The organism is Massilia sp. Root133 (assembly GCF_001426525.1).
Taxonomy (GTDB): Bacteria; Pseudomonadota; Gammaproteobacteria; order Burkholderiales; family Burkholderiaceae_D; genus Telluria; species Telluria orientalis.
This window is the reverse complement of sequence record NZ_LMEW01000031.1, coordinates 299660-326477: the sequence shown is the minus strand read 5'-3', so window position 1 is coordinate 326477 and position 26818 is coordinate 299660. Positions and strand designations below refer to the sequence as shown.

Here is a 26818-nt window from a genome sequence, read left to right as displayed (position 1 = left end):
CCTGCACAGGCGAGAGCTGCAAGCAAAACGATGAGCTCTCGCCAACCGCGTTTCCTTGTTCGCGTCATGGCAACGTCGGTACCGGCATGGCAACGGAAACTGGGCCCGACGACAAGACGACTTGCCGCATGAACGCATCCATACGAAGGAACGTACGGACGACAATCATTCGCCCATCCAATTTACATTTAGCGGCCCCCGCACACTGGATGAGGCTTGGGGTTTCCTTGCGTCTCATCATGCATGGAGGCGCAACCGATGTGGCGCGACGGCGCCAACGCTGTTTCCCGGTGCGCTTCATTGCAGCTTCTGAACCAGTTTGACGATCAGGTGCTGGGTCAGCATCAGGGTTGCATCATTGTTGTATGCGCCCTGATGATCGATTCCACGCACGTCGAACAACTGGCTGACCTTTCCCCGTGGGCCCGCTCCGGACTGATGTGGCACGGTGCCGTCGCCGGCCACGTCCTGGCGTGCAGGAACAAAGTAGAGATCACTACGTCCTTCCACGCGCACGCGTCGCCCGCCACCCGGGCCATAGCCCGCCCGGGCCGCCGCCTTGATATTAGATTCTGTAAACACGGCGCCGGCAGCCGGGTCGCGTGCAACCCAACGCACCGCGCCAAACGACATGTGTTCCGGATCGGCGCCATAAAATGCGTACGTGTTCGGGTGATAGTACGTATCCAGGACCTTGCGGTGGAACCGCTCGGCCTCGTCGACGGCTCGCCGTAGAACATCGACGACCTCGGTGTCGTTGTAGAGCTTTGCAGGGTCTGCGAGCACAGGGTCGATCAACCTGTACCACGACTGCGTATCGCGATACATGTCGTAGGGATCACCCGCGGGCAGATGCACCACCTCGCGCGGCACATCTTTATGGTTGACCTTGTTGACCAGGCAGATGTGCAGCCAGGGCTGCGGATAAAGATGATTGGGTAGCAGCTGCAGAGCGCCGGACGCGGCGGCCATCACCGGCATCGTGTCCTTGGGCAGTTCACCCAGGATTTCGGCGATGTGCTCTGCCTTGATATTGTCCACCTGCCCATTGCTAGGACTCCATTTCTCGGTACCGCATGCGATGCGGCGATAGCATGCGGGCGCACCAAGGGCGGGCATGGCACCATGGATGACGCCCAGGATCTGCTCCGGGATCTGCTTCGCGCAAGCGCGCGCAACCAATCCACCCATCGAGTGGGTGACCAGGATCACTTGCCGGCATTCGCGCTTGCGCTCAGTCCAGAAAGAAATGATCCGTTCGATACGCTGCCGCAGCCATTTGGCCGATGCGTCGCAGGACTCGAGCCAATTGTAGCCACAGGCATAAACCGGATAGTAATACGCCGCGTGCTTGTCGAGCTCCGCCTCCGTCACCCTGGCGATGCCCCGCACACCCCACTGCGCCGGATCGCACGCCATCACGTTCTTCCAATGGCTGCATATCACACGGACGTTATCCAGCGGATCCATCTCGAACGTGTGATTGAGGCCAACCTGCAAGCCGTACAGCAGCCTGCCATACGAATCCCAATGCACCTCCCCCCACCAGCGCTGCCGCACCTCGGCCTCGGTCGTACCGTAGTTGCGTGCTTCCAGCGGCAAGTGGATAGCGCCACGGTTATCCACCTCGAGCGTCCGTGCGTTGAGAAGCTTTTGGCGCTTCTTCGGATCGAACTCCTTCCACTTGCGCGCCGTCTTCAATCCCTCGAATGTCCCGTTCGGCGCCCGCCACGCCGGCTCGCCCGGATCCAGCACGGCGTTCGCCCGCATCGCCGGACTGGTCGCCGCCCGCAGGTTGCTCCCCATGATTCCGGGCACGACGATGACCGGAATGACTTTCGACGGCGGCAAAGTGAACAGCCCGCGTGTCGTGAACGAGGTGGGGGTCAGGACGGTTCGGCCCGTCCAGCTGCCGTCGGGCTGCGGGACGAGGTTGGGCAAGGGGCGGGTCGGGTCTGCCATGCGCGCTCCGTGGTCTGGGTTGAGTTTGCGTAAAATTCGGGGTCAACGGGCCGGGTCGTCGTCGGGGAGGAAGGCCATGTCGACGTCGCCGATCATTTCGCCGATCAGCAACGAGGTGCGGCCCTGTTCGTCGGTGCGTCCGGTGACGGCGCGGCCGTCTTCGAACGTCGCCTTGTAGCGTTGGTTCGGGACCGGCTTGCCGGTCTGCTGGTGCCGCAGCACCACGTATTCGTCCGTGTGCAGGTGCGACGTCGGCATGCGCACGCCTGCCGGTGCCGCCCCGCCGGGGCCGACCAGGTCGTGCTCCGTCGCCTTGAAGACCTGGCGGCCGCTCGTCTGCTGGGTGACCGTGCCGTCGGCCCAGTCGGTCTGCGCGCCCGGCGCGATGATCTTCACGGCCGGCGCTTCCAGTTCGATGCGTTCGGCAGCGATCAGGCTGATGCGGCCCGCCGACTTGATCTGGATATTGCCCACGTGCGTGTGCACGACGATGTCGCCGCGGCCCGCGACGAGGCGCACGCCCAGTTCGTGGGCGAACAGGCTCAGGCGGCGAGCGGCGCGCACGAAGATGTTGGCGCCGGCCGCGACCTCGGCGTCGCCCGCGCTGACGACGTCCACCTTGCCGCTCGCGCCCAGTGCCAGGTTGTCGTTGCTGGCGACGATGATGCCGTTCGGCGCCGTCGCAGCCAGGATGGGTTCCCCGCCGCCCGCGGCACCTTCCGCGACATTGCTGCCCGCATGCCAACGCTTCAGCTTGTCGACGAGGACGGCGAGGCGCCGGCCCGTCGGCTCGTCGTCCGTGTGGACCGCGGCCAGCCTGCCCACTTCGTCGAGGATGCCCTGCATGACGTCGGCCAGGCCCACCAGGCCGGCGCGGTCGAGCTGGCCGCCTTCCGCCTGCGGGCTCGCCTCCGCGCTGATCAGGACGCCCTGGGCGCCGCGCACGGCCACCGACAGGTCGCTGCGCAGCTCGGCGCCCTCCCCGCGCGGCGTGCCGGTGCCGTCGGCGCGCGGACGCGTCAGCCAGCCGAGATTCAGTTCCGATGTGCCGTGGTCGCTGGCAAGCTGCGCGCTGATCTCGCCGCGCGTGTCGTCGAAGCGCAGCTGGTTGCCGCGCGCGCCCTGGATCTCGTGCGTGCGCGTGCCGGATACGTAGCGGTTGCCCGGCAGCGCGCCCGCCTGGCTGAACGCGGGCGGCGCCGTGCGCTGGTTGTACAGCTGGGCGAGGATGATCGGGCGGTCCGGGTCGCCGCCGAGGAAGGCGACCAGCACTTCGGAACCGACGCGCGGCAGCGCCAGCGCGCCGGCCTGCTGCTGGCTGCCGTTGCCGTTGCCGGCCCAGTTGGACGCCACGCGGACCCAGGCCGAATCGGCCGGCGAATCGGACGCGCCGGCGCCGTGCGCATGCCGGTGGTCGGCGACGCGCATGCCGGGGAAGCGGATTTTCACGCGGCCCAGCGCGTCGCAATGGACGTCCTCGCCGGCCGGCCCGACGACGATGGCGCTCTGCAGCGGCGGCTGCGGCAGGTCGGTGCGCGGGTCGTACGCGGGCACGATCGAAATGCCGCGCCGGACGGCGGAAAAGCTGACGCGCACGCGCGCCTGCCCGTCGCCCGCGCGCGGGGCCGGCAGCGCGCTCGGGGCCGCATCCGCCGCCACCTGCCTGGCGTGGCGTTCCAGGTCGCGCGGCAGGTTGTTGTCGGCCACCACGTGCAACTCCGTGATCACGAAATCGCGCTCGGCGGCAGGATGGGTGTCGATCTCCGGATGGCCTTCGAGCGCGAAATACTGGCCGGCGCAGAAGTCGCGCACGCTGCCCTCGCCCTGGAAGCACTTCGATTCGAATTCGTGGCGGCTCATGCGCACCTGGCCCAGGCGCCAGTGGTCCTCGACGTCGTTGCCCGCGTGCGGCATCTCGATCAGGTAGTCGTCCAGCGACGCGGCGAGCGTGTTGCCGCTCGGGCCCTGGTCCACGTTGCTGCGCGCGGAGGCCGTCATGAACTGCGCGGCGCCGGGATTCTTGTAGTCCCAGCTGTGGCGCGTGGCGACGCCCGGCTGCAGGCGGCGCGCGGCGCGCCAGGAACTGACGGTGTCGCGGCCGTCCGCCATGCTGTCGCGGTGGTAGCGCACCGTGCCGGCCGCGTTCTGCGGCAGGCCGTTCGGGTCGTTGAACAGCACCAGCGTGTGCGCGGGCGTGCGGTCGTGCGCGGGGTCGACGGGGCTGCCGCGGCTGCGGCCCGGCCGGAACACCCAGGCGATGCCGCGCCGCTTGAGCAGGCGGCGCACGAACGCGGCGTCCGACTCGTTGTACTGCATGGTCTGTTCGCGCGGCGGGAACTGGCGCATGTCGAACAGCGGATCGAGCTCGACTTCGAAGGCGTTGGCCAGCACGGTGTTCGACTGGCGCCATTCGGCGCACAGCACCTGCACGATCTCCAGCTCGTTCTGGTAGCGGAACACGCGGCTGTTGGTGCGCTTTTCCATGATGGCGAACACGTCGCGCAAGACGAGCTCGTAGCCGGCCAGGCCGCCGTCCGCATCGCCCGCGCGCGCCTCGGTGACGATGCCGCACACGCTGCGAAGCATGCCGCGGTCGGTGACGAACTGCAGTTCGGCCGGCAGCGCGATCAGGTCTTTCAGCGCGATGTGCGGGCTGCTGGCGAGGCAGGCGACGCGGTAGTCGATGCCGCCGCAGATCGCCTCGTGGCCCACGACCCGCTGGGGCAGCAGCACGTCCTCCGCGAGCTGGCCGCCGTGGGCCAGGCGCAGGCGCAACGGCCGGTGCGCGGTGCTCAGGACCTTCTCGTGCTGCAGAACCCGCAGGAAATCGCTCGCGCTTTCCACTGTCTCTCCCGTGAACACGCCGCGGCTGCGGCACGAGAATGGATTCTTCCATGCTTCAACCGGCGCGAGATTAACGTGCGTCAGGGTGTACAGGAGCGAACTTCGGCGCATGCGGATGGTCCCACGCGGCGCGCCGCGCGGGTGCGCAGCGCGCGCCGGCGCGACTCGATGGAACCGGGCGTGTTCAGGCGCGGTCGCGCCGTCATGAGGGCCGGGTAGGACCCATGTGCTTCATGCGGGCCGCGTAGTCAGCCCAGCAGCGCGGCCAGGCGCGGCATTGTCGCCAGCGCGCTCGCGTGCGTCGCCGCGCGCACGGCGTCCGCATCGAGTCCGCGCATGGCGGCCAGCGCGGCCCCGATCGCGGGCAATTGCTCCGGGCTGTTGCGGCCCGGGTGGACCCACGCCGGCGAGATGTCCGGCGCATCCGTCTCCAGCACGATGGATTCCAGCGGCAGGTCCTCGGCGAGCCGGCGGATCTGCAGCGCGCGCGTAAAGGTCATGGCGCCGCCGAAGCCGAGGTGGAAGCCGGCGTCGATGAAGGCCTTCGCCTGCTGGAAGCTGCCGTTGAACGCGTGCGCGACGCCGCCCGCCGGCCGGATCTGGCGCACGTGCTTCAGCACCTGGTCCTGCGAACGGCGCACGTGCGCGAGCACGGGCAGGTCGAAATCGCGCGCGATGCGCAGCTGCTCGCGCAGGAAGCGCTCCTGCTTGTCGCGCATCGCGGGCTCGCACAGCATCGGAATGAAGAAGTCCAGGCCGATCTCGCCGATGGCCACGAAGTTCGGGTCCGCCAGCGACGCCTCGACCTGGCGCCGCAGTTCGGCGAGATCGTCGTCCGTCGCCTGCGGCACGTAGATCGGGTGGATGCCCAGCGCATAGCTGGCGTTGGGCAGGTCGGCCGCGAGCCGGCGCACGACGTCGAAGTTGGCGCGCGCGACGGCCGGTATCACGATCATGCCGACCCCGAGTTCCTGCGCGCGCCGGGCGATGGCGCGCGAGTCCCCGCCGAATTCGTGAGCGTCGAGGTGGCAGTGCGTGTCGATCCACATGGCAGGATCACGCCCCGGCCGGCTGCAGGCCGTGCTCCGTCATGCGCAGCACGCGGTCGCAGCGGCGCGCCAGTTCCGGGTCGTGCGTGACGATGACGAACGCGGTGCCGAGGGTCTTCGACAGTTCCAGCATCAGGTCGAAGATGCCCTGCGCCGTCGAGTGGTCGAGGTTACCGGTCGGTTCGTCCGCCAGCACGCACGCGGGTTCCGTGACGAGGGCACGGGCCAGCGCCACGCGCTGGCGCTCGCCGCCGGACAGTTCGCCCGGCCGGTGGATGGCGCGCTTCGTCAGGCCCACGCGCGCCAGGATCGCCTCGGCGCGCGCGACGGCGTCCTCGCGCTTCATGCGCCGGATCAGCAGCGGCATCGCGACGTTGTCCAGCGCGGTGAACTCCGGCAGCAGGTGGTGGAACTGGTAGACGAAGCCGAGCGAGCGGTTGCGCAGCTCGCCGCGGCGCGTTTCGGACAAGGTCGCGAAGTCCTCGCCCTGCAGGGTGACGCTGCCCGTGCTGGGCGTGTCCAACCCGCCCAGGATATGCAGCAGCGTGGACTTGCCGGACCCGGACGCGCCCACGATGGCCACGCGCTCGCCGCGGCCGATCGAGAAATCGATGTTGTCCAGCACCTGGACCGCGTAATCGCCCTGGCGGAAGGTCTTGCCGACGTTGCGGCAGGCCAGTATTGCCGTATTCACATTCATGTCATTCATAGCGGAGTGCCTCCGCCGGTTTCACGCGCGACGCGGACCAGCTGGGGTAGATGGTCGCGACGAAGGCCAGCAGCACCGAGACGCCGCCGATCTTGAAGACGTCCGGCCAGCGCAGGTCGGACGGGATTTCGCTGATCAAATAAATATCCTTGGACAGGAACTGCACACCGAGCAGGTGTTCGATGAACGGCACGATGACGTCGATGTTCAGAGCCACCAGCACGCCCAGGCCCACGCCGGCCGCGGTGCCCATGATGCCGACGAGGGCGCCCTGGATCATGAAGATCTTCGTGATCGAACGCGGCGATGCGCCGAGGGTGCGGAGGATGGCGATGTCGGGCTGCTTGTCGGTCACCGTCATGACGAGGGTCGAGACGAGGTTGAACGCGGCCACGGCGATGATCAGCGTGAGGATGATGAACATCATGCGCTTTTCCGTCTGCACGGCGGCGAACCAGTTGGCGTTCAGCTGCGACCAGTCGCGCATCATCAGCTCGCCCGACATGCTGCGCTTGAGTTCCTGCGCGACGAACGGGGCCTGGTGCATGTCGGCGATGCGCAGGCGCAGGCCATTGGGCGCGTCGATGCGCACCATGCGCTGCGCGTCCTCGATGTTGATGAAGGCGAGCGCCGAATCGAATTCGTAGTGGCCGGCCTCGAAGATGCCGCTCACCGTAAAGACGCGCGAGCGCGGGACCATGCCGGCCGGCGTCGTCTGGCCCTGCGCCAGCAGCATGTTGACCTTGTCGCCGATGCCCACGCCGAGCGAGCGCGCGAGCGCGTAGCCCATGACGATGTTGTACTCGCCGGGCCTGAGGCTCTCGATGCTGCCCTGGCGGATCTGCTTCGCCACGTCCGACACCTTGTGCTCTTCCGACGGCAGGATGCCGCGGATGACGGCCGGCTTCATCGTGTCCTCGCGCACCAGCAGGCCCTGCGTCTCGACGAACGGCGCGGCGCCGCGCACGGCCGGGTTGCGGAAGGCTTCCTGCTCGGCCTGGCGCCAGTTCGGCATGGTGCCGCTCGCGTCGAACACTTCGATGTGGGCGAGCACGGACAGCATGCGGTCCGTGACCTCTTTCTGGAACCCGTTCATCACCGACAGCACGACGATCAGGGCGGCCACGCCAAGGGCGATGCCGGACACGGAGATCAGCGAGATGAAGGAAATGAAGCTGTTGCGGCTGCTGCGCTTGCCGGCGCGCGTGTAGCGCAAGCCGACCAGCCATTCGTACGGCAGTTTGTGGATGAGACTCATGGGCTCCAGGGTAAATGCTTTGGTCCCGCAGTTTGCCACACAACGCTCATCCATGTGGGGCGTTGTCACAATTGGAAGTACTTTTTCTATCTTGCACACATCATAAAATGTCCGGAACTCCGGGCGCGGCAAGACTATCGAACGCAGACAGGAGGCCCACCATGGCATTTTCCGTCTTCGATTCGAAGGGCACGCCGCTCGACCGGCAGCACACCACGTGGCGCGACATGGTGCGCAAGCCGATCAGCAAGCTGGACGACGATGCCTTTACCCGCATGCGCATCATCCTCATGAACGGCATCGAGCTCGAGGCCCTGCGCTTCTCGCACATGGCCGCGCGCTGCAACATGGCGCTGCGCCAGCCGCTGGCCGACGTCAGGCGGGTCGAGCAGCACCAGGCAACGATGGTGAACTGGCTGCTGTCGCCCGATCATTCTCCGCTCGAGACGACCATCGCCTACGAACAGCTCGCCATCGAGCTGACGGCGAGCGTGGCCCGGGCCGAGCCGGACGACTACCTGTCCCAAGTCTACCGTTTCGGCCTGCTGGAAGACTTCGACCACCTGTACCGCTACGCGGCGCTGCTCGACCGCGTGGAGGGCAAGGATGCGAACAATATCCTGCAGAGCTATACGGACATTCTCCCCGGCCGCCCCACGCCCGAGCACCACCGCGCCCCGCGCGACGACCTGCGCATGCCGTACGACCGCAGCATGGCCACGATGCTCAGCAAGCTGCACGCGCTGACGATCACGGCGGCCGAGGCGCAGACCCACAACTATTATATGAACGTGGGCCCGGCGTTCGCCGACCCGGTCGCGCGCCAGCTGTATGCGGAGATCGCCTCGGTGGAGGAACAGCACGTCACGCAATACGAATCGCTGCTGGACCCGACGGAGACGTGGGTCGAGCAGTGGCTGCTGCACGAGGCGAACGAGTGCTACACCTATTACAGCTGCGTCGAAACGGAGACGAACCACCACGTCAAGGCCGTGTGGGAGCGGTGCCTCGACTACGAGCTGGGCCACTTCCACATGGCCGCCGACGCCTTCCGGCGCTACGAGCGGCGCGATCCGGCCGAGATCGTCGGCGATTTCTCAGGCCCGATCCCGTTCCGCAGCCAGCGCGACTACGTGCGGCAGGTGCTGGCCAGCGAAGTCGACCTGCGCGCGCTGGGCACGCAATTCGTGCCGAAGGCGCACGAAGACCAGGCCAGCATCGATTACCGGCGGCGGATGAACAGCGACGGCTCGCCCAGCGAGGCGGTGGCGGCCGGCTACGTGTGGACGCCGGGCACGGAACTCGTGAGCCATGGCGCGGCCACCACGACGGCCGTCACGACGACCCTTCCCGCCAACCAGGGTGGCGTCGTCCACCCCTGAACCGCAACGGAGACACCATGGCACAGCAGACCGAACACCTCGGCATGAACCGGACGGGCGTGCAGATGTCGCCCATCGACACGGCGGCCATGCAGGGCAGCGACAACGCGCCGATCCGCGGCGCGCCGGGCGACGAGCGCGCCCTGCTGGACGCGCGCGAAGCGCTCATCATGGACGCCGGCGACATCGGCTCCATCCCCATGCCGGGCTCAGTGACGGGCGCCGTCAGCATGGGCATGCACATGCTCAAGGGCGACCGGCCGCAGATCCTGCTCGACAAGCTGGGCGAGCGCCTGGCGTTCGAACGCACGGGCACCCGTCTTTACGACGCGCTGCTGGCGAAATGCGACGTGATGCAGGGCGGCCCGGCCGGCATGACGCGCGACCACGTCGCCGCCATCCGCCGCGACGAAGCCCGCCACTTCCTGCTGCTGAAGGACGCGATCGAATCGCTGGGCGGCGACCCGACGGCGCAGACGCCCAGCGCGGACGTGACCGGCGTCGAGTCCCTGGGATTCGTGCAAGTGCTGAACGATCCGCGCACGAGCCTGGCCCAGTCGCTGCACGCGCTGCTGACGGCCGAGCTGGCCGACCGCGCCGGCTGGGAGACGCTGATCGCGCTCGCGGGCGAGGCCGGCCAGGACGACCTCGTGGCCGGCTTCACGCTGGCGCTGGAAGACGAGCACCGGCACCTGGTGCTCGTCCAGGGGTGGTATCACGAAGCCATCGGGCTGACGCCCGTTGCCGGGATGCTGCCGCCGGGCGGGTCGGCCGGGATGCCGCCCGATTCGACGACCGCGCCCACGACGTCGCCGGACGTGACGACGCCGGGACCGGGGGCGGACATCTGAGTCCATTTCGCCTAAAATAGAGGGATGGCCCACATTTCGCTCGTCCTGCCGTTCGCCCTCCCCGCTCCCGAATTCGCGCCCGACCTGACCCGTGCCCTGCAGGCGCCGGCGCTGGCCGCGCTGTTGTCGAAAATATCAGACGCGCGCTACCGCCCGCTGGACACCGACGCGCGCGTCCTGCCGTATGAGCTCTGGATCGCGCGGGCGCTGGGTGTCGCGCACGGGCTCGTCCCGGGAGTCGCGACCAGCGCGATGCGCGCAATCGGCCTCGATCCGGACGACGGCATGTGGTTCGTCGTGAACCCGACCCATATCCAGATCGCGCGCACGCATTTGCAGATGGGCGACATGCGCCAGCTCGACCTGCGCGAGGACGAAGCGCGCGCCCTGTTCGACAGCGCCCGCCCCTGCTTCGAGGACGCGGGCTACGCGCTCGCGTGGGGCGCCCACGACACGTGGTTCATGCGCGCGGACGACTGGACGGACATCGGGACGGCGAGCCCGGATGCGGCCGTGAACATGAACCTGACGGACTGGATGCCGTCCGGCCCGCAGGCGCGCGCGTTCCGCAAGCTGCAGAACGACGTGCAGGTGACGTGGTTCACGGATCCGGCCAACGCGGCGCGCGAGGCGCGCGGCCAGTTGCCGATCAATTCGTTCTGGCCGTGGGGGAATGCGAGCATGGCGACCGAACACGCCCAGCAACTGGTGGCGAAGGTCTCCGGCAAGCCGCTCGTGCGCCCGCGCGTGGCGGCGTTCGACACGCCCGGCTGGCTGACGGCGCTGGCCGACCGCCGCCTGGACACCCTGGCCGGCCTGGATTCGATCCTGGACGAGGATGGCCACTGGCTGCTCGCCTGCGGCAACGTGGCGGCGTCCGGTATCGCGGCCGACTGGCATGGCTGGCTGCAGCAGATGCAGCGCCTGGAGACCGAGCTGTTCGCGCCCTTGCTGGCCGCATTGAAATCCGGCCGCATCAAGGAAGTGCGCCTCGTGCTGAGCCACCGCGACGGCCACCTCGAAACGACGACGACCCCGCTGGCGCAACGTAAATTCTGGCGCCGCCCCACCCTGGAACGACTGCTTTGAAGACCCGCATCACCATCCGCCCCTGCCCCGTACGCCAGTCCGAAATGCTGCGCCAGGGCGGCATCCACCCCGTCCTCGCGCGCGTGTTTGCGTCCCGCGGCCTGACCGACCCGCGCGAGTTGGCCGTCGAGCTGCAAGCGCTGGTACCGCCCGGCGCGCTGCGCCAGATCGACGCGGCGGCCGTGTATCTCGCCGACGCCATCGCGGCCGGCAAGAAGATGACCATCGTCGCCGACTACGACTGCGACGGCGCCACCGCCTGCGCCACGGCGATCCGCGGCCTCACGGCGATGGGCGCGCGCGTCGACTACATCGTGCCGAACCGCTTCGAGTACGGCTATGGCCTGACGCCGGAAATCGTCGAACTGACGGCGCGCGAGAAATCCCCGGACATCATCATCACTGTCGACAACGGCATCGCCAGCATCGACGGCGTGGCGGCGGCGAAGGCGCGCGGCATCGACGTCGTCGTCACCGACCACCACCTGCCGGGCGACGCGCTGCCGGACGCGCGCGTGATCGTGAACCCGAACCAGCCGGAATGCGGCTTCCCCAGCAAGAACCTGGCCGGCGTGGGCGTCGTGTTCTACGTGCTGCTGGCCCTTCGGGCGGAACTGCGCCGGCGCGGCGTGTTCGACGCGCAGACACAGCCCAAGCTCGACAACCTGCTCGACCTCGTCGCGCTGGGCACCGTCGCCGACGTGGTGAAACTCGACACGAACAACCGCATCCTCGTCGCGCAAGGCCTCAAGCGCATGCGCGCGGGCCGCATGCACGCGGGTGTCGCGGCGCTGTTCCGCGTGGCGGGCCGCGAGGCGCGCTGCGCGTCGCCGTTCGACCTCGGCTTCGCCCTCGGCCCGCGCCTGAACGCCGCCGGCCGCCTGGAAGACATGTCGCTCGGGATCGAATGCCTGATCACGGACGACGAGGGCCGCGCCTGGGCCATCGCGCAGGAACTCAACGACATCAATTTGAAACGGCGCGAGATCGAGGCCGACATGCAGGGTACGGCGCTGTTGCACCTGGACGATTTCAAGCCGGCGGACGCCAGCACCATCGCCGTGTTCGACGACGGCTGGCACCAGGGCGTGATCGGCATCGTCGCCTCGCGCCTGAAAGAGAAATTCTACCGCCCGACGATCACGTTCGCACCCGCGGGCGACGGCTGGATCAAGGGTTCGGGCCGCTCGATCCCGGGCTTCCACCTGCGCGACGCGCTGGACCTCGTGTCGAAGAAGGTGCCGGGGCTGATCGACAAGTTCGGCGGCCACGCGATGGCGGCCGGCCTGACGATCCGCGGCGACCATTTCAACACGTTCGCGCAGGCGTTCGAAGCCGTCGGCCGCGCGTGGCTGACGGAGGCGCAGCTGGAGCGTATCGTCGAGACGGACGGCCCGCTGGAAGACGATTTCTACAGCACGCAATTCATCGAACTGCTGGACGGCCAGGTCTGGGGCCAGGGGTTCGCGCCGCCCGTGTTCTGCGACGAATTCCGCGTCGTCAGCCAGCGCATCCTGAAGGACAAGCACCTCAAGCTGCTGCTGGAGCGGAACGGGCGGCGCTACGATGCCATCTGGTTCGGGCATACGGATGCGCTGGGTGACAAGGCGCGGGTGGCGTTCAGGCTGGATGCCAATGAATACAACGGCGTGACCAAGGTGCAGTTGCTGGTGGAGCACGCGGAACCTGTATAACCCGTCGTCCCCGCGAAAACGGGGACCCATACTGAGCAACCGACTTCGGAACCTCAGCATGGATTCCCGCCTGCGCGGGAATGATGGTTTTACGTTACGGGCCTAGCGGGTAAAAATCGGCGCCTGCGTCACCGCCCCCATCCCTTCGCCCAGGTAGAAGCTCGGATGCGGCGGCTGGTTGTAGCCCGCATTCTGCCCCGCCACCTGCGCGCGATACTGCGGATCGTGCATCAAGGTCGGAATGCGCGCAGTGGTCGGCGCCGTCGTCGTGAACACGAGCAGCGCCGAGTTGTCCGCCGTGCGCCACACGACTTCCTCGCGCCAGTCGCCGAGGATGTCGGCCGACAGCACCGGCGTCGCCTTGGTGCCGTTGTTCGACGCCGCCCCGTACGGCGCGCCGTCGAGCAGGCGCACGACGCTCCCCGTCGTGGGCTGCCATTTGTTGATGACGGTGCCGTCGAGCAGTTCGCGGCCGAGATCCCCATCCCACCAGCTGGCGAAATTCATGTTCCCCGGACGCGCCGCGGAGATCTGGTGGCCGTTCGCCGCCATCAGGCCGCCGCGCGACGCCCAGCACTCCTCGCCCAGGTAGTTCGGATCGATGTCCGCGCACACGCCGCGGCCGACGTCGGCGCCGCTGCCGCTGACGCCCCACAGGACCTGGCCCGTCGCCGCGTCGTGCATCTCGGAGCCGGTGGCGCCGTAGCAGGACGGCGTCTCGTGCACCATGTACGCCTGCAGGCCCGCGCGGGTCGGGTCGAGTTTGCCGACGTGCAGCGCGTCGCCGTGGCACAGGCCGGTGCTGTACAACATGTGGCCGTCGCTGCCGATCGCGGCCGCGCCGTAGACGATGTCGTCGCGGCCGTCGCCGTCGACGTCCGCCACCGCGAACCAGTGCGAGCCCTGGCCGCGGACGGCGCTGCCTTCCTTGTCCGTGTCGAACACCCAGCGGCTGGACAGTACGCCGTCGCGGTAATCCCACGCCGCGACCACGGCACGCGTGTAATAGCCGCGCGAGAAGATGGCGCTGGGCCGGCGGCCGTCCAGGTAGGCGACGCCGCCCAGGAAACGGTCGACGCGGTTGCCATAGTTGTCGCCCCACGCCGCCACCGAGCCGCGCGCCGGCAGGTAATCCGTGGTCGCCAGCGCCTTGCCCGTGCGGCCATCGAACACGGTCAGGTACTCTGGACCGGACAGGATGTAGCCGTTCGCGTTGCGGTAGTCGGCATTGGCGTCGCCGATCACCTTGCCCTGGCCGTCGACGGTGCCGTCGGCCGTCTTCAGCATCACCTCGGCCCTGCCGTTGCCGTCGAAGTCGTAGGCGACCACCGTCGTGTAATGGGCGCCCGCGCGGATGTTGCGGCCCAGGTCGATGCGCCACAGCCGGGTGCCGTCGAGTCGATAGGCGTCGACATACGTGTTGCCGGTATAGCCCGACTGCGAATTGTCCTTGGCATTGGTCGGCTGCCATTTGACGATCAGCTCGTACTGGCCGTCGCCGTCCAGGTCGGCCGGTGTGCCGTCGTTGATGTCGTACGTGTAGGCCTCGCCCTTCGGCGTGACGCCGCCGGCCGGCCGCTGCACGGGGATGCGCAGGACGGGTTGGCTCCACGTGGCGCCGGCCGCTTCGTCCTTCTTTTCGTGCCCGTCGACGATCGCGCGCACGGTGTAGCGGGCCGCCGGCGTGCCGTTCGTGTCCGTGAAATTGCTCGCCGTAAGCGGCGCCCCGTTCAGGCGGACGCCGTCGCGGTAGAGGTTGAAACGGGTGTCGGGGTCGTCGACGCCCAGCACGCGCCAGCTGACGAAGACGCCGCCGCCGGTGGCGACGGCGACGACGCCGCGGTCGAGTTTTTCAACCTGCTTGCCCTGCGCGGCAAACGCGGATTGCGTGAGGGCGAGCGCCAGCAGCCCTAGCGGTGCAACGGTTCGGATCGGTATCATGTCTCCAGCCTGCTCGTTGTTGTTGTCGGGCGTTCGAGTATCTGGATTGGCCTGGCGAGTGTCAATTCGGTCCAGGCAAGCAGTCACAATGTTGAGCGGGCCGGCTACTCGTTCTTGCCGCACTGACAGGGCGGCGCCTCGCCCCGGTCGAACACGATCTTCCACCGCCCCGGCGCTTCCAGCCGCCAGATCGAGTTGTAGCGGCCGACCACCTTGCCGCTGGGGTCGTAGACGGGCCCGCCGCTATAGGCCAGGGTGCCGGACTCCACGACTTCCACCTGCTCCGGCTCCCACGAGAATGGCGCGCGTTCGCCGTCGTAATACTTGCGCCACGCATTCGCGACAGCCTCGCGCCCGCGCAGCGGGGTCGGACCGGAAAAGAAGATGGCCTCGTCGGCCAGGAAGGAGGTGAACGCGGCGTGGTCGCGCGCCTTCATCGTCGCGGCAAAGGCACGCTCGATGTCCGCCACCTGTTTCTTCAGCTCGTCGTGCGACGGCCGCGCCGCGCTCGCCATAGCCAGCATCAGCATGCTGATGCACATGACCCCAATCGACAGCAGACGCATCGCGCCCCCCTTTAACGTCGTTGCCCAGGATGATGATTTGACAAGCCTTGAATTCTGGCATGGCAATTCGGTTTGTACAAGACGCTTGCGCGACGTCCGAAAGCGGAGTATATATAGTCCATAACCGGAGAATTCCTCATGAGCTTCGCTTACGCCTACCCCAAGAGCCGGTTCGAACCGGCGGTACTCGTCGACCTGTCCGCCCGCTCGGAACGCGAACGGCTGTCGGAATCGGCCCTGAAAGGCTTCTTTCGCCTGGCCGGCGCCTGGCAGATCCGCGACGAGGATGCGCGCGAGCTGCTCGGCGGCCTGTCGTCGTCCTCGTTCTACGAATGGAAGAAGCACCCCGCGCGGGTGCTGGAAGTCGACCGCATCACCCGCATCTCCTACCTGCTCGGCATCTATAAAGCCCTGCACATCCTGTACGGCGACAAGCTCGCCGACGACTGGATCCACCTCCCCAACACCAATCCCATCTTCAACGGCCGCACGCCGCTGGCCTACATGCTGGGCGGCGGCCTGCTGGCGATGCAGACCGTGCGCCGCCTGCTCGACGCCCGCCGCGGAGGGCTGTGAGTGAAACTCATCCCCCGTTTGACGGCGCTGCGGCAGTTCGATACGTGCCGCCTGATCCCGTCGCGCTTCGCCGACCTCGAAGATTCCGTGCTGGCCCCGCTGGCCGATGACGACGGCATGCTGCGCGACCTGTTCGACCTCGACAACGCCACCAACGACCGCCTGCGCGGCGAATCGGGCCTGCTGCCCGGCATCGGCGTCGACGAACTCGTGTTCGGCGTGCCGAACTTCCGCATCGTCAACGCGGCCTACACCTATGCACGCCCTGAAGGCAGCCGCTTCAACGACGGCGAACGGGGCGCGTGGTATTGCGCGTTCGAGATCGAGACGGCGCTGGCCGAGGTGGCGTTCCACAAGACCGTCGAATACCAGGAAATCGGCCACTTCGACGACAGCGTGAGTTACCAGGCCCTGCTGGCCGATTTCAGCGCCGGCTTCCACGACCTGCGCGGCGCCGACGCGTGGGAAGACTGCCTCGCGGCCGACAGCTATGTCGCGTCGCAGGCGCTGGCGGCGGAGCTGCTGGAGGCGGGTTCGATGGGCGTCATCTACCCGAGCGTGCGCCGGCCCGAGGGCACGAATCTCGCATGCTTCCGCCCCGCATTGGTCGGCAATGTCCGCAAGGGGCATGCATATCGGTTAACATGGGCGGGTTCGCCGCTTCCCGCCATCGAACCCCTCTGAACCAGACACCGCCATGAAAACCGATCCGCTCAAAGACACCGAACTGCACGACAAGATCAACCGCGAGACCGCCCGCGTGCACTGGTCCGAACTCGAACGCCATTTCGCCCACGGCGCCGTCGTGTATGTGAGCGAAGAACTGGATCTCGTCGAAGTCGCGCTGCGCATCGCCCACGATGACAAGGATGCCATCGGCCGCTGGATGAACGACGGCAAGGTTGCCAAGGTATCCGACGTGCAGGCGAGCACCTGGCAGGCGTCCGACACCCTGTTGTGGGCATCCGTCGTGAGCCCGTTCGTGCTCGTGCAGCCGGAAAAGCATGCCGTCCACTGAGAAAGTGTTGGCCAGCAAGCACATTACCGTACAGCAACTAGATTTTAAGAAATGTGATCCCTCCGAATCCGCTATACTGGCGTGAAGTGAGGAAGTTTATGCAAAGCAACTTACAAGAAGACGACCCGATCCTGACCACGAGCGAAGTCGCGCGCCTGCTCGGCGTGGCGACGAGCACCGTGCAAATCTGGATGGAAAGCGGCGCGATCGAATCGTGGAAGACGCCGGGCGGACACCGCCGTACGCGTCTCTCCCTCGTGCAAGGCCTGATGCATGGCGACGACCAGGCCCGGTCGACCCCGAACCCCAGCACGGACAAGGAATACCAGCCGGCGTCGCAACCGGGCTACCCCGTCGGCGTCGGCGAACGTTCGCGCCTCGCCGCGCTGGCCGCCACCGGCCTCGTCGACACCGACGAGGAAGCCCGCTTCGACCGCCTCGTCCGCCTCGCCTCGATGGTGACCGGCTCGCCGATCGCCCTCATCTCCCTGCTGACGTCGACCCGCCAGTGGTTCAAGGCCCGGGTCGGCCTCGCCGCCCGCGAGACGCCGCGCGACTGGGCGTTCTGCTCGCACGCGATCCTGAAAAACGAACTGTTCGTCGTCGAAGACGCGATGGAAGACGAGCGCTTCCGCACGAATCCGCTCGTGTTGCAGGAACCGCACATCCGTTTCTATGCCGGCGTGCCGCTGCGCGACAAGTCCGGCCAGCCGCTCGGCACCTTGTGCGTGATCGACCGCGAACCGCGCCGCCTGCGCGCGGCCGAAGTACAAGGCCTCATCGACCTGGCCGAGATCGCCTCGAGCGAGATCCAGGCCACGGGCCGCAACGTCCGCAACTGATCAATGCCGGTGCGCGCGGTGCGCGAGCGCGTGCGCGGCCGCGCGCATGAGCATATCCGCCCGCTGCGGGTCCGGCTCGGAAAGCGCCAGCTCCTGTAACGCTTCCGGATACTCCAGCTCGGCAGCCCGCGCCAGCCACGCGCGCGCGGCGGCCGCGTCGGGCGGTCCGCCTTCCCCGTCCGCCAGCATGTGCGCCAGCAGGAACATCGCGGCGGGTTCGCCGCCCTCCGCCCGTTGTTGCAGGCGGCGCCGCGCGTCGTCGGCGTCCGCGTCCGCGCACGCAGGCAGCGCCAGCGCGGCCAGCAGCATCGCCGCAAGCAATCTCTTCATTTCGACAGGTCGACCGCGTACAGCGCGACCCCTTTGCCCTGGCCGTCATCGGCGCGCACTTCCGTGACGTTGTCGATGCCGGCAGCGCGCGCCAGGTCCAGCTTGCCCGGCGGCGCGTGGAACACGACCGGCCCGGCCGTCGTCACGGGCGTGAAGCGCCAGCTGCGCGCGGCGCCGTCGGCCGCCCGCGTGAGCCGCTTGTGCGCGCGGATCCAGGCGATGAGCACGTCGCGGTTCGCGTCCGGCGACGCGATCACGGTCTTGCTGCCATCGAGACCCGGGAAGTTGCCGCCGCCGCTCGCGCGGTAGTTATTCGTCGCGACGAGGAACACCTGGCCGCTCGCGACCGGCTTGCCCTGCCACGTGAGGTTGCGGATGCGCTGGCCGGGCGGGCGCGTCACGTCGATCTCGTAGTGCAGATCCGGGTCGGTGACCGTGTCGAAGTTATAGCTGGGGAAGCCGCCGTTGACGAGCTCCTGCGGTTCGGCGCGCGCCGGGTCGATCGTGTTGAAACGGTGCGCCGCCTTTTCCAGCCACGCCGTCAACGCCGCACCGTCCACCTTGACCGCGTACAGCGAATTCGGATACAGGTACAGGTCCGCCGCATTATTCAGCGCGAGGCTGCCGGGCGCCACGTCCGTGTAATCGCCCGGTCCCGCCGCGCCGGCCTTGAACGCGGCGGACACGGACAGCACCGGCAGGTTCGCGTACTGCGGCAGGTTCGCCTTCACGTAGGCGCGCACGTAATCCGCCTGCGCTGCGTTGACGGGCTGGATCGCGGACGGATCGCCCACGTCGGCAAAATACGTCGACATGCGGAAGTCCGTGCTGCCGACCGGCGTTTTCACATAGCGTATCGTCGCCTCGTGCTCGGCGCGCACGAGGTCGAGCACGGCCGGGTCGGCGGCCACATACGATTTGTCCGCCTGCTGCGTGGCGCGCGTCTCGACGACGGTATTGTCACGGGCGATCGTCCAGCCCTTGCCGTCGTGGCGCAGGTCGAAGCGGATCACGCCGAGGTTCTTGCCCCACAGGCTCGCCATCACGGTCGGCACGCCGAACACGGTGCCGCGCGCCTTGTCGACGTTCGGGAGATTGAACTGCGCCACCGTGCTCGTGGGGTTCGGGAACTGCTGGTGCGCGTGGCCCAGCAGCAGCGCGTCGATGCCGGGCACCTGCGCGAGGTAGTAATTCCCGTTTTCCATCGTGGGCGAGTACGGACTCGCATCGAGGCCGCCGTGCGAGATCGCGACGATCACGTCGGCGCCCTTCCTGCGCATCTCCGGAATGTAGCGCCGCGCCGTCTCGACGACGCCTTCCGTGGTGACGCGGCCTTCCAGCCAGCGCTTGTCCCAGGACAGGATCGTGGGCGTGGTGAAGCCGATGATGCCGACCTTGACCGTCGCTTCGACGGGCTTGCCGGCGGCGTCCTCGGCGTGCACGCGCTTCTCGATGATGCGGTACGGCGCGAACAGGGGCTGGTGCGTCCTGACGCTGACGACGTTCGCCAGCACGATCGGGAAACCGGGGCCGGCGCATGGCTTCTGCGCGCGCGCGACGCCTGGCACGTCGAAGCGGTTGCCCGTGACCTGGCCGAGAAAACCCAGGCCATAGTTGAAATCGTGGTTGCCGACGCCGCCGCCGTCATAGCCGAGCCGCTTCATCACCTTGTGGATGCCCAGCAGCTCGCCGCATTTCACCGGCGCGACGACGGCCTGGTAATCGCCCAGCGCACTGCCCTGGATCGTGTCGCCGTTGTCGAGCAACACCGTATTCGGGAAGTCGCGCCGCGCCTGGGCGATCAGGGTCGCCGTGCGGTCCAGGCCCAGCGACGGGTCGGCCGCCAGCTTGAAATAATCGTAACCGACGACGTTCGCGTGCAGGTCGGTGGTCTCCAGGATCGCGAGCGTGGCATGAGTGCCTGCTGGCAAAGGTGCGCGCGGCACAGGTGCCGCGCCGGCCGCGGAGGCCATGGCCGCGAGCGGCAGCAGGCGGAACAGATGGGAAAGGTGGCGCGTCATGGGCTCGCATCATAAAGCATGCGCGCACTAAGGTATAATCTCCGGTTCGATTCAACCACAGAAAATTGCCACAGACCATGGAAGCTGAACGCATCAATGCCCTCTCGTCCCTGCTGAACGACCTGACCAGCCGTGAAGCCGAACTTCGGAGGTATCTTTGACTTCGACCGCAAAGCGGAGAAGTTAGAGCAGGTCAACCAGGAACTGGAAGACCCCGCCATCTGGAACGACCAGAAACGCGCCCAGGACATGGGCCGCGAGAAGAAGGCGCTGGAAGGCGTCGTCCTCACGCTGGAAAAGGCGCGCGCCGACCTGGCGGACGCGTCCGACCTGTTCGAGATGGCACGCGAAGAAGGCGATGACGCCACGATCGAATCGGTCGAAGGCGATGCCGACGAGATCAAGAAGGTCATCGAGGCGATGGAATTCCGTCGCATGTTCAGCAACCCGATGGACCACGCCAGCTGCTTCATCGACATCCAGGCCGGCGCCGGCGGCACCGAGGCCCAGGACTGGGCGTCGATGCTGATGCGCCAGTACCTGCGCTATTGCGAGCGCAAGGGCTTCAAGGCCGAGGTGATGGAATTGTCCGAGGGCGAGGTCGCCGGCATCAAGACGGCCACCATCAAGGTCGAGGGCGAGTACGCCTACGGCCACCTGCGTACGGAAACCGGCGTGCACCGTCTCGTGCGCAAGTCGCCGTTCGACTCCGCCAACGGCCGCCACACGTCGTTCTCGTCGATCTTCGTGTACCCGGAAGTGGACGAGTCGATCGAAATCGACATCAACCCGGCCGACGTCCGCATCGACACGTACCGCGCGTCCGGCGCGGGCGGCCAGCACATCAACAAGACCGACTCCGCGGTGCGCCTGACGCACGCCCCGTCGGGCATCGTCGTGCAGTGCCAGAACGACCGCTCGCAGCACCGCAACAAGGCCGAAGCGTTCGACATGCTGCGCGCGAAGCTGTTCGAGCTGGAGCTGCGCAAGCGCATGGCCGAGCAGCAGAAGCTGGAAGATTCGAAGACCGACGTGGGCTGGGGCCACCAGATCCGTTCGTACGTCCTCGACCAGTCGCGCATCAAGGACTTGCGCACCGGCTTCGAGACCGGCAACACGAAGAACGTGCTGGACGGCGACCTCGACGACTTCATCTCCGCTTCGCTGAAGCAAGGGGTGTAAGCCGATGGCCTTCATCTTCGACATGGACGGCACCATCGTCGACAACATGGCGTTCCACACGGATTCCTGGCTGGCGTTCTTCGAGCGCCACGGCAAGACGTACGACGCCGACGCGTTCTTCCGCGAGACGGCGGGCGCGCAGGGCCGCGAGATCCTGCGCGAGCGCCTCGGCCCGGAGATCACGGACGACGAGATCGCCTTGCTGGCGCACGAAAAAGATGCGCTGTACCGCGAGATGTATGGCCCGCACCGCAGCGCGATCCAGGGCTTCGAGGACTTCGTGACGGCCGCGCGCGCGCAAGGCGTGAAGCTGGCGGTGGCGACGTCCGCCCCGCCCGCGAACATCGTCTTCACGCTCGACGAACTGGACCTGCGCCGCCATTTCGACACCGTCGTCGGCGCCGCCGACGTCGCGCGCGGCAAGCCGCATCCGGACGTCTTCCTGAAAGCGGCCGAGAAGCTGGGCTTCGACCCGCGCAGCTGCATCGTGTTCGAAGACGCGCCGATGGGCGTGGAAGCGGCGCGCCGCGCCGGCATGAAGGCCGTCGTCATCACGACCACCCTGCCCGCCGACGCGTTCCGCGAATTCGACAACGTGATCCGCATCGTCGAACACTACGAAGACCTGAACGTCGGCAACCTGCTCGGCACCCCATGATCCCAAACTAGACCGATACTGACATGAGCACCGAAAACCAAGAACAACAACACGAGCCGTCGACTCTCGCGGCCGAAGACAACAAGATCATCGCCGAGCGCCGCGCCAAGCTGGCCGCGCTCCGCGAAAAAGGCATCGCGTTCCCGAACGACTTCGTCCCGCAGCACAAGGCGGCCGATCTCACCGGGCAGTTCGGCGGCTGGACCCGCGAACAGCTGGAAGCGGAACCGCAGCAGGTCGTGCTGGCCGGCCGCATGATGCTGAAGCGCGAAGCGGGCAAGAAGGCCGCCTTCGCGACGCTGCAGGATGCGTCGGGCCCGCGCGCCGACGGCCGCATCCAGATCTACGTCACCCTGGACAACACGGGCGAAGAGGCGATGGAAGCGCTGCGCCACTTCGACCTGGGCGACATCCTCGGCGTCGTGGGCACGCTGTTCAAGACCAAGACCGACGAACTGACCGTCAAGGTCACGACCCTGCGCCTGATCACCAAGGCCCTGCGCCCGCTGCCGGACAAATTCCACGGCCTCGCCGACCAGGAAACGAAGTACCGCCAGCGCTACGTCGACCTGATCATGAACGAGGAAACGCGCCGCACGTTCAAGGCGCGCACGGCCGCGATCTCGTCGATCCGCCGCTTCATGCAGGACCACGGCTTCATGGAAGTCGAGACGCCGATGCTGCACCCGATCCCGGGCGGCGCCGCGGCCAAGCCGTTCATCACGCACCACAACGCGCTCGACATGCAGATGTTCCTGCGCATCGCGCCGGAGCTGTACCTGAAACGCCTCGTCGTGGGCGGCTTCGACCGCGTGTTCGAGATCAACCGTAACTTCCGCAACGAGGGCGTGTCGATCCGCCACAATCCGGAATTCACGATGATGGAGTTCTACGCCGCGTGGACCGACTACAAGTGGCTGATGGACTTCACGGAAGCCGTGATCCGCCAGGCCGCCATCGACGCGCACGGCACGGCCGACCTGACGTACGGCGGCCGCGCGCTGGATCTGAGCAAGCCGTTCCACCGCCTGACGATCGTCCAGGCCATCAACAAGTTCGCCCCGCACTACACGGACGAGCAGCTGCACGATATGGACTTCTTGAAGGCGGAGCTGGCGAAATTCGGCGTCAAGCCGCACGTCATCTCGGGCCTGGGCGCGCTGCAGCTGTCGCTGTTCGAAGAGACGGCGGAAGCGCAGCTGTGGGAACCGACCTTCATCATCGACTACCCGGTCGAAGTGTCGCCGCTGGCGCGTGCGTCGGACACGCGCGAAGGCATCACGGAACGCTTCGAGCTGTTCATGGTGGGCCGCGAGATCGCCAACGGCTTCTCGGAGCTGAACGATCCGGAAGACCAGTCGGCACGCTTCCTGGCCCAGGTCGAAGCGAAGCAGGCGGGCGACGAGGAGGCGATGTACTACGACGCCGACTACATCCGCGCGCTGGAATACGGCATGCCTCCGACCGGCGGCTGCGGCATCGGTATCGATCGTCTCATGATGATCATCACCGATTCGCCGAACATCCGCGACGTGCTGCTGTTCCCGCACCTGCGCAAGGAAGATTAAACGCCACGCATCACAAAAAAAAGGCACGGACTCGTCCGCGCCTTTTTTATTTCCCCCGACCGTTGAACCGTCATCCCCGCGAAAGCGGGGATCCATACGCAGGTTGAAAAATCAGCTCAGTATGGGTTCCCGCTTTCGCGGGAACGACGTTTCGGGTTATCGCACCACCCGATAGCAGGGCACATACTCCTTGCCCGGCAGTTTCATGCGGCTCTGCTCCACGAACGACTGCAGCAGCGCATCCATCGGCGCCATGATCTCGTTCTCGCCGTGGATCTCGAACTTGCCGAACTGTTCGATCGCGCGGATACCCTCTTCCTTCACATTGCCCGCGACGACGCCGGAGAACGCGCGGCGCAGGTGCGCGGCCAGCAAATGCGTTTCCTGGTTCTTGTGCAGCGACAGGTTGCGCATGTTCTCGTGCGTCGGACGGAACGGCTTCTGGAATTCCGGGTCGATGCGCAGGCCCCAGTTGAAGTAGTACGCGTCGCTGCGCGACTTGCGGAATTCGCGCACCTGGCGGATCCCCTGCTGCATCTCGCGCGCCACCGCGTCCGGGTCGTCGATGATGATCTTGTAGCGGCGCTGCGCCGCCTCGCCCAGCGTCAGGCCGATGAAGTGGTCGATCTGTTCGAAGTACTCGCGCGCCGTCGCCGGCCCCGTGAACACGAGCGGGAACGGCTGTTCCGCGTTGTCCGGGTGGAGCAGGATGCCGAGGATGTACAGGATCTCTTCCGCCGTGCCGGCGCCGCCCGGGAACACGACGATGCCGTGACCGGTGCGCACGAAGGCTTCCAGGCGCTTCTCGATGTCCGGCATGATCACGAGGTCGTTGACGATCGGGTTCGGCGACTCGGCCGCGATGATACCCGGCTCCGAGATGCCGAGATAGCGGCCGCCCTGCAGGCGCTGCTTCGCGTGGCCGATGGTGGCGCCCTTCATCGGGCCCTTCATCGCGCCCGGGCCGCAACCCGTGCAGATGTCGAGTTCGCGCAGGCCGAGCTGGTAGCCGACGTGCTTCGAATAGTTGTACTCGACGCGGTTGATCGAGTGGCCGCCCCAGCACACGACGAGGTTCGGATTGCGCTGCGGCTGGATCACGTTGGCGTTGCGCAGGATGTGGAAGACGGCGTCCGTGATGCCTTCCGGGCGCGTGAGGTCGAAGCGCGGATTGTCCGTCACCTCGAAGTTCACGTAGACGATGTCGCGCAGGACCGAGAACAGGTGCTCGTGGATCCCCTTGATCATCTTGCCGTCGACGAAGGCGTGCGCGGGCGCGCCGCGGATATCGAGCTTGATGCCGCGTTCGCGCTGGATGATCTTGATGTCGAAATCCTTGTAGCGTTCGAGCAGTTCCTTGCCGTCGTCGATCGAACTGCCGGAGTTGAGCACCGCCAGCGCGCACTTGCGGAAGATCTGGTACAGCCCACCCTGGCTCGTATCGAGGAGCTTGGCCACTTCGGCCTTGGACAGGACTTCCAACCGGCCTTCCGGAGAAATCAGCGTATCGACAACGTCGTAGTTCATGGTGTATTCCTTTTCTCTACTGTGAATCGGTGTGGCTTTTGCTCCAATATACGACAAGTCAACCGAGTTTGCGTCTCCGTTTTCGCTTATGCCGATTCCGCATATGGCTGAGCTGTAAAAAGCTGGCCCCATATGCACGATTTCCACTAAAATGCGACGCTAGCCGCGGTCCTTACCCAGGACGCGCAGGCCACGCAAAGACAATCACTCTTAAAAAGATTAGGGGAGGAACCGCATGAGCGGTGCAGCTACTTCAACCGCCGAACCGAAGGCGGTCCCGGAATTCAAGCAGATCATGGGCCATCCGGCGCCCCTCTGGATGCTGTTCATGACCGAATTCTGGGAACGCTTCGCCTTCTACGGCATCCGTTGGGCCCTGGTGCTCTACATCGTCGCCCAGTTCTACGGCGGAGACGGCTCAGGCCAGGCCGACGCCAACCTGACCTATGGTTCCTACCTCGCCCTCGTGTACGCAGGCGCCGTGTTCGGCGGCTACATCGCCGACCGCGTGATCGGCTACCAGCGCTCGATCCTCGTCGGCGCCTCGTTCATGGTGGCCGGCCTGTTCGCCATCACCATTCCCAACCCGGACATCTTCAAGCTGGGTCTCGCCACGATCATCGTCGGCAACGGCATGTTCAAGCCGAACATCTCCGCCATGGTCGGCCAGCTGTACGGCATCAACGACCAGCGCCGCGATTCCGGCTTCACGATCTTCTACATGGGCATCAACGGCGGCGGCTTCCTCGCCCCGATCCTGACCGGCGCGCTGGCGCAGAGCATGTCCAGCCAGACCGGCGTGCCCGCGTACAAGGTCGTGTTCTTCGCCGCCGGCGTCGGCATGATCCTGTCGCTGATCTGGTTCCAGATCGGCCGCCGCATGCTGAAGGGTATCGGCGCCGCCACCGGTCCTCTGGCCAATCCGGTACGCCTCGTCGGCGTCGTCATCGGTTCGCTGCTCGTCATCCCGGTCGTGTACTTCCTGCTGAAGCTCGGCGCGGAAAAGCTGCAGGGCGTGCTGTCGGTCCTCTTCATCATCCTCGCGATCATGCTGATGGTGGAAGGCATCCGCGGCGGCGCGGTCGTGCGCGACAAGACGATCGCCATGCTCGTCATCTTCTTCTTCAACGTGATGTTCTGGTGCTTCTTCGAACAGGCCGGCAGTTCGTTCACGTTCCTGGCCGAATACATCGTGCGCCGCGACTTCGGCGGCTGGACGTTCCCGACCGGCTGGTTCCAGTCCGTCAACACGCTGGCCATCATCGTGTGCGCGCCGATGGTCGCCGCCGTGTGGGTCGCGATGGGCCGCAAGAACCCGTCGATCCCGCGCAAGTTCGGCCTGGGCCTGATCTTCAACGGCCTCGCCTTCCTGCTGCTGATGTTCGCGCTGCAGCACCTCGTCGGCGCCGACAGCAAGATCCCGTTCTGGACGCTGTTCATGGTGTACGTGATCCAGTCCATCGGTGAACTGTGCCTGTCGCCGATCGGCCTGTCGATGGTGACCAAGCTCGCGCCGACCCGCCTCGTGGGCCTGGGCATGGGCGGCTGGTTCCTGTCCACCGGTATCGGCAACAACCTGTCGGGCATCTTCGCTTCCGTCGTATCGGGTGAAAAAGGCATGACCGTGGAATCGGCGCTGTCCGGCTACACGTTCGGCTTCTGGGCCCTGATCGGCGCCGGCGTGCTGCTGTTCCTGGTCGCACCGCTGATCCAGAAACTGATGCACGGCGTGAAGTAAATCTCTTGACGCT

The 26818-nt window shown here is 66.6% G+C and carries 22 protein-coding genes; 12 read left to right on the top strand and 10 right to left on the bottom strand.

The window, feature by feature from the left end:
• Positions 1-297: 297 nt before the first annotated feature.
• The 5 genes from ASD28_RS19520 to ASD28_RS19500 all read right to left on the bottom strand — a co-directional run bounded on the left by ASD28_RS19520 (position 298) and on the right by ASD28_RS19500 (position 7822).
• Complete coding sequence (locus ASD28_RS19520) at positions 298-1962, bottom strand: triacylglycerol lipase (RefSeq protein WP_056131832.1); 1665 nt, start codon at positions 1960-1962, stop codon at positions 298-300.
• Positions 1963-2004: 42 nt separating this feature from the next.
• Positions 2005-4917: a type VI secretion system Vgr family protein gene (locus tag ASD28_RS19515; protein WP_229412122.1), complete on the bottom strand. Its 2913-nt coding sequence runs from the start codon at positions 4915-4917 to the stop codon at positions 2005-2007.
• Between the two features lie 137 nt (positions 4918-5054).
• Positions 5055-5855: a TatD family hydrolase gene (locus ASD28_RS19510; RefSeq protein ID WP_056131829.1), complete on the bottom strand. Its 801-nt coding sequence runs from the start codon at positions 5853-5855 to the stop codon at positions 5055-5057.
• A 7-nt stretch (positions 5856-5862) separates the two neighbouring features.
• On the bottom strand, positions 5863-6555 hold the full coding sequence (gene lolD, locus ASD28_RS19505) for a lipoprotein-releasing ABC transporter ATP-binding protein LolD (RefSeq protein WP_371769773.1): 693 nt from the start codon (positions 6553-6555) through the stop codon (positions 5863-5865).
• Between the two features lies 1 nt (position 6556).
• Positions 6557-7822: a lipoprotein-releasing ABC transporter permease subunit gene (locus tag ASD28_RS19500; protein ID WP_056131823.1), complete on the bottom strand. Its 1266-nt coding sequence runs from the start codon at positions 7820-7822 to the stop codon at positions 6557-6559.
• 161 nt (positions 7823-7983) lie between these two features.
• Here ASD28_RS19500 and ASD28_RS19495 point away from each other — a divergent pair, with 161 nt between their 5' ends.
• Genes ASD28_RS19495 through recJ form a run of 4 tightly spaced genes read left to right on the top strand, consistent with a single transcriptional unit; the run spans position 7984 to position 12838 of the window.
• Positions 7984-9204 (top strand): hypothetical protein, encoded by a 1221-nt coding sequence (locus ASD28_RS19495; RefSeq protein WP_056131818.1) that lies wholly within the window; start codon positions 7984-7986, stop codon positions 9202-9204.
• Positions 9205-9221: 17 nt separating this feature from the next.
• Positions 9222-10055, top strand: coding sequence for a ferritin-like domain-containing protein (locus ASD28_RS19490; protein ID WP_200948844.1), 834 nt, complete (start codon positions 9222-9224; stop codon positions 10053-10055).
• Positions 10056-10079: 24 nt separating this feature from the next.
• Positions 10080-11144 carry a hypothetical protein gene (locus ASD28_RS19485; protein WP_056131815.1) on the top strand — a complete coding sequence of 355 codons (1065 nt, stop codon included), beginning with the start codon at positions 10080-10082 and terminating at the stop codon, positions 11142-11144.
• Positions 11145-11188: 44 nt separating this feature from the next.
• The gene (recJ, locus tag ASD28_RS19480; protein ID WP_056132515.1) at positions 11189-12838 is read left to right on the top strand and encodes a single-stranded-DNA-specific exonuclease RecJ; all 1650 of its coding nucleotides are present in this window, start codon (positions 11189-11191) and stop codon (positions 12836-12838) included.
• Positions 12839-12940: 102 nt separating this feature from the next.
• On the opposite strand, the gene ASD28_RS19475 is transcribed toward recJ, so the two are convergent.
• Entirely contained in the window at positions 12941-14779 is a 1839-nt protein-coding gene (locus tag ASD28_RS19475) for a rhamnogalacturonan lyase (protein ID WP_056131812.1), read from the bottom strand.
• A 104-nt stretch (positions 14780-14883) separates the two neighbouring features.
• Positions 14884-15309, bottom strand: coding sequence for a nuclear transport factor 2 family protein (locus tag ASD28_RS19470; RefSeq protein WP_229412123.1), 426 nt, complete (start codon positions 15307-15309; stop codon positions 14884-14886).
• A gap of 174 nt (positions 15310-15483) precedes the next feature.
• On the opposite strand from ASD28_RS19470, the gene ASD28_RS19465 reads away from it, so the two are divergent.
• The 4 genes from ASD28_RS19465 (at position 15484) to ASD28_RS19450 (ending at position 17781) form a co-directional block, all read left to right on the top strand.
• Positions 15484-15921 (top strand): MbcA/ParS/Xre antitoxin family protein, encoded by a 438-nt coding sequence (locus tag ASD28_RS19465; protein WP_056131805.1) that lies wholly within the window; start codon positions 15484-15486, stop codon positions 15919-15921.
• Positions 15922-16605 carry an RES family NAD+ phosphorylase gene (locus tag ASD28_RS19460; protein ID WP_056131802.1) on the top strand — a complete coding sequence of 228 codons (684 nt, stop codon included), beginning with the start codon at positions 15922-15924 and terminating at the stop codon, positions 16603-16605.
• A gap of 13 nt (positions 16606-16618) precedes the next feature.
• On the top strand, positions 16619-16939 hold the full coding sequence (locus ASD28_RS19455) for a DUF2288 domain-containing protein (protein WP_056131800.1): 321 nt from the start codon (positions 16619-16621) through the stop codon (positions 16937-16939).
• A gap of 98 nt (positions 16940-17037) precedes the next feature.
• Entirely contained in the window at positions 17038-17781 is a 744-nt protein-coding gene (locus tag ASD28_RS19450; protein WP_056131797.1) for a GAF domain-containing protein, read from the top strand.
• On the opposite strand, the gene ASD28_RS19445 is transcribed toward ASD28_RS19450, so the two are convergent.
• Entirely contained in the window at positions 17782-18111 is a 330-nt protein-coding gene (locus ASD28_RS19445) for a hypothetical protein (protein ID WP_156403784.1), read from the bottom strand.
• The gene (locus tag ASD28_RS19440; RefSeq protein ID WP_082577277.1) at positions 18108-20132 is read right to left on the bottom strand and encodes a bifunctional 2',3'-cyclic-nucleotide 2'-phosphodiesterase/3'-nucleotidase; all 2025 of its coding nucleotides are present in this window, start codon (positions 20130-20132) and stop codon (positions 18108-18110) included. The genes ASD28_RS19445 and ASD28_RS19440 overlap by 4 nt, the downstream gene beginning before the upstream one ends.
• 77 nt (positions 20133-20209) lie before the next feature.
• On the opposite strand from ASD28_RS19440, the gene prfB reads away from it, so the two are divergent.
• From prfB to lysS, 3 genes are all read left to right on the top strand, one after another.
• Positions 20210-21314 (top strand): peptide chain release factor 2 gene (prfB, locus tag ASD28_RS19435; RefSeq protein WP_156403785.1). Its coding sequence is split into 2 segments (ribosomal slippage): positions 20210-20290 and positions 20292-21314, totalling 1104 coding nucleotides; the frame shifts between segments, so codons are not numbered across the junction.
• A gap of 4 nt (positions 21315-21318) precedes the next feature.
• Positions 21319-21972, top strand: coding sequence for an HAD family phosphatase (locus ASD28_RS19430; RefSeq protein ID WP_056131792.1), 654 nt, complete (start codon positions 21319-21321; stop codon positions 21970-21972).
• Positions 21973-21995: 23 nt separating this feature from the next.
• Positions 21996-23540, top strand: coding sequence for a lysine--tRNA ligase (gene lysS, locus ASD28_RS19425; RefSeq protein ID WP_056131788.1), 1545 nt, complete (start codon positions 21996-21998; stop codon positions 23538-23540).
• A 156-nt stretch (positions 23541-23696) separates the two neighbouring features.
• On the opposite strand, the gene ppnN is transcribed toward lysS, so the two are convergent.
• Positions 23697-25067: a nucleotide 5'-monophosphate nucleosidase PpnN gene (gene ppnN / locus ASD28_RS19420; protein WP_056131785.1), complete on the bottom strand. Its 1371-nt coding sequence runs from the start codon at positions 25065-25067 to the stop codon at positions 23697-23699.
• A gap of 235 nt (positions 25068-25302) precedes the next feature.
• Between ppnN and ASD28_RS19415 the strand changes: the two genes are divergently transcribed.
• A complete protein-coding gene (locus ASD28_RS19415) occupies positions 25303-26805 on the top strand; it encodes a peptide MFS transporter (RefSeq protein WP_056131783.1) in 1503 nt (500 codons plus the stop codon).
• Positions 26806-26818: the final 13 nt, after the last annotated feature.

Excerpts from the sequence above, each read along its gene's own strand:
- ASD28_RS19520 (WP_056131832.1), bottom strand. The coding sequence starts at position 1,962 with ATGGCAGACCCGACCCGCCCCTTGCCCAACCTCGTCCCGCAGCCCGAC.
- ASD28_RS19515 (WP_229412122.1), bottom strand. The coding sequence starts at position 4,917 with ATGCGCCGAAGTTCGCTCCTGTACACCCTGACGCACGTTAATCTCGCG.
- ASD28_RS19510 (WP_056131829.1), bottom strand. The coding sequence starts at position 5,855 with ATGTGGATCGACACGCACTGCCACCTCGACGCTCACGAATTCGGCGGG.
- lolD (WP_371769773.1), bottom strand. The coding sequence starts at position 6,555 with ATGAATGTGAATACGGCAATACTGGCCTGCCGCAACGTCGGCAAGACC.
- ASD28_RS19500 (WP_056131823.1), bottom strand. The coding sequence starts at position 7,822 with ATGAGTCTCATCCACAAACTGCCGTACGAATGGCTGGTCGGCTTGCGC.
- ASD28_RS19495 (WP_056131818.1), top strand. The coding sequence starts at position 7,984 with ATGGCATTTTCCGTCTTCGATTCGAAGGGCACGCCGCTCGACCGGCAG.
- ASD28_RS19490 (WP_200948844.1), top strand. The coding sequence starts at position 9,222 with ATGGCACAGCAGACCGAACACCTCGGCATGAACCGGACGGGCGTGCAG.
- ASD28_RS19485 (WP_056131815.1), top strand. The coding sequence starts at position 10,080 with ATGGCCCACATTTCGCTCGTCCTGCCGTTCGCCCTCCCCGCTCCCGAA.
- recJ (WP_056132515.1), top strand. The coding sequence starts at position 11,189 with ATGCTGCGCCAGGGCGGCATCCACCCCGTCCTCGCGCGCGTGTTTGCG.
- ASD28_RS19475 (WP_056131812.1), bottom strand. The coding sequence starts at position 14,779 with ATGATACCGATCCGAACCGTTGCACCGCTAGGGCTGCTGGCGCTCGCC.
- ASD28_RS19470 (WP_229412123.1), bottom strand. The coding sequence starts at position 15,309 with ATGCTGATGCTGGCTATGGCGAGCGCGGCGCGGCCGTCGCACGACGAG.
- ASD28_RS19465 (WP_056131805.1), top strand. The coding sequence starts at position 15,484 with ATGAGCTTCGCTTACGCCTACCCCAAGAGCCGGTTCGAACCGGCGGTA.
- ASD28_RS19455 (WP_056131800.1), top strand. The coding sequence starts at position 16,619 with ATGAAAACCGATCCGCTCAAAGACACCGAACTGCACGACAAGATCAAC.
- ASD28_RS19450 (WP_056131797.1), top strand. The coding sequence starts at position 17,038 with ATGCAAAGCAACTTACAAGAAGACGACCCGATCCTGACCACGAGCGAA.
- ASD28_RS19445 (WP_156403784.1), bottom strand. The coding sequence starts at position 18,111 with ATGAAGAGATTGCTTGCGGCGATGCTGCTGGCCGCGCTGGCGCTGCCT.
- ASD28_RS19440 (WP_082577277.1), bottom strand. The coding sequence starts at position 20,132 with ATGACGCGCCACCTTTCCCATCTGTTCCGCCTGCTGCCGCTCGCGGCC.
- ASD28_RS19430 (WP_056131792.1), top strand. The coding sequence starts at position 21,319 with ATGGCCTTCATCTTCGACATGGACGGCACCATCGTCGACAACATGGCG.
- lysS (WP_056131788.1), top strand. The coding sequence starts at position 21,996 with ATGAGCACCGAAAACCAAGAACAACAACACGAGCCGTCGACTCTCGCG.
- ppnN (WP_056131785.1), bottom strand. The coding sequence starts at position 25,067 with ATGAACTACGACGTTGTCGATACGCTGATTTCTCCGGAAGGCCGGTTG.
- ASD28_RS19415 (WP_056131783.1), top strand. The coding sequence starts at position 25,303 with ATGAGCGGTGCAGCTACTTCAACCGCCGAACCGAAGGCGGTCCCGGAA.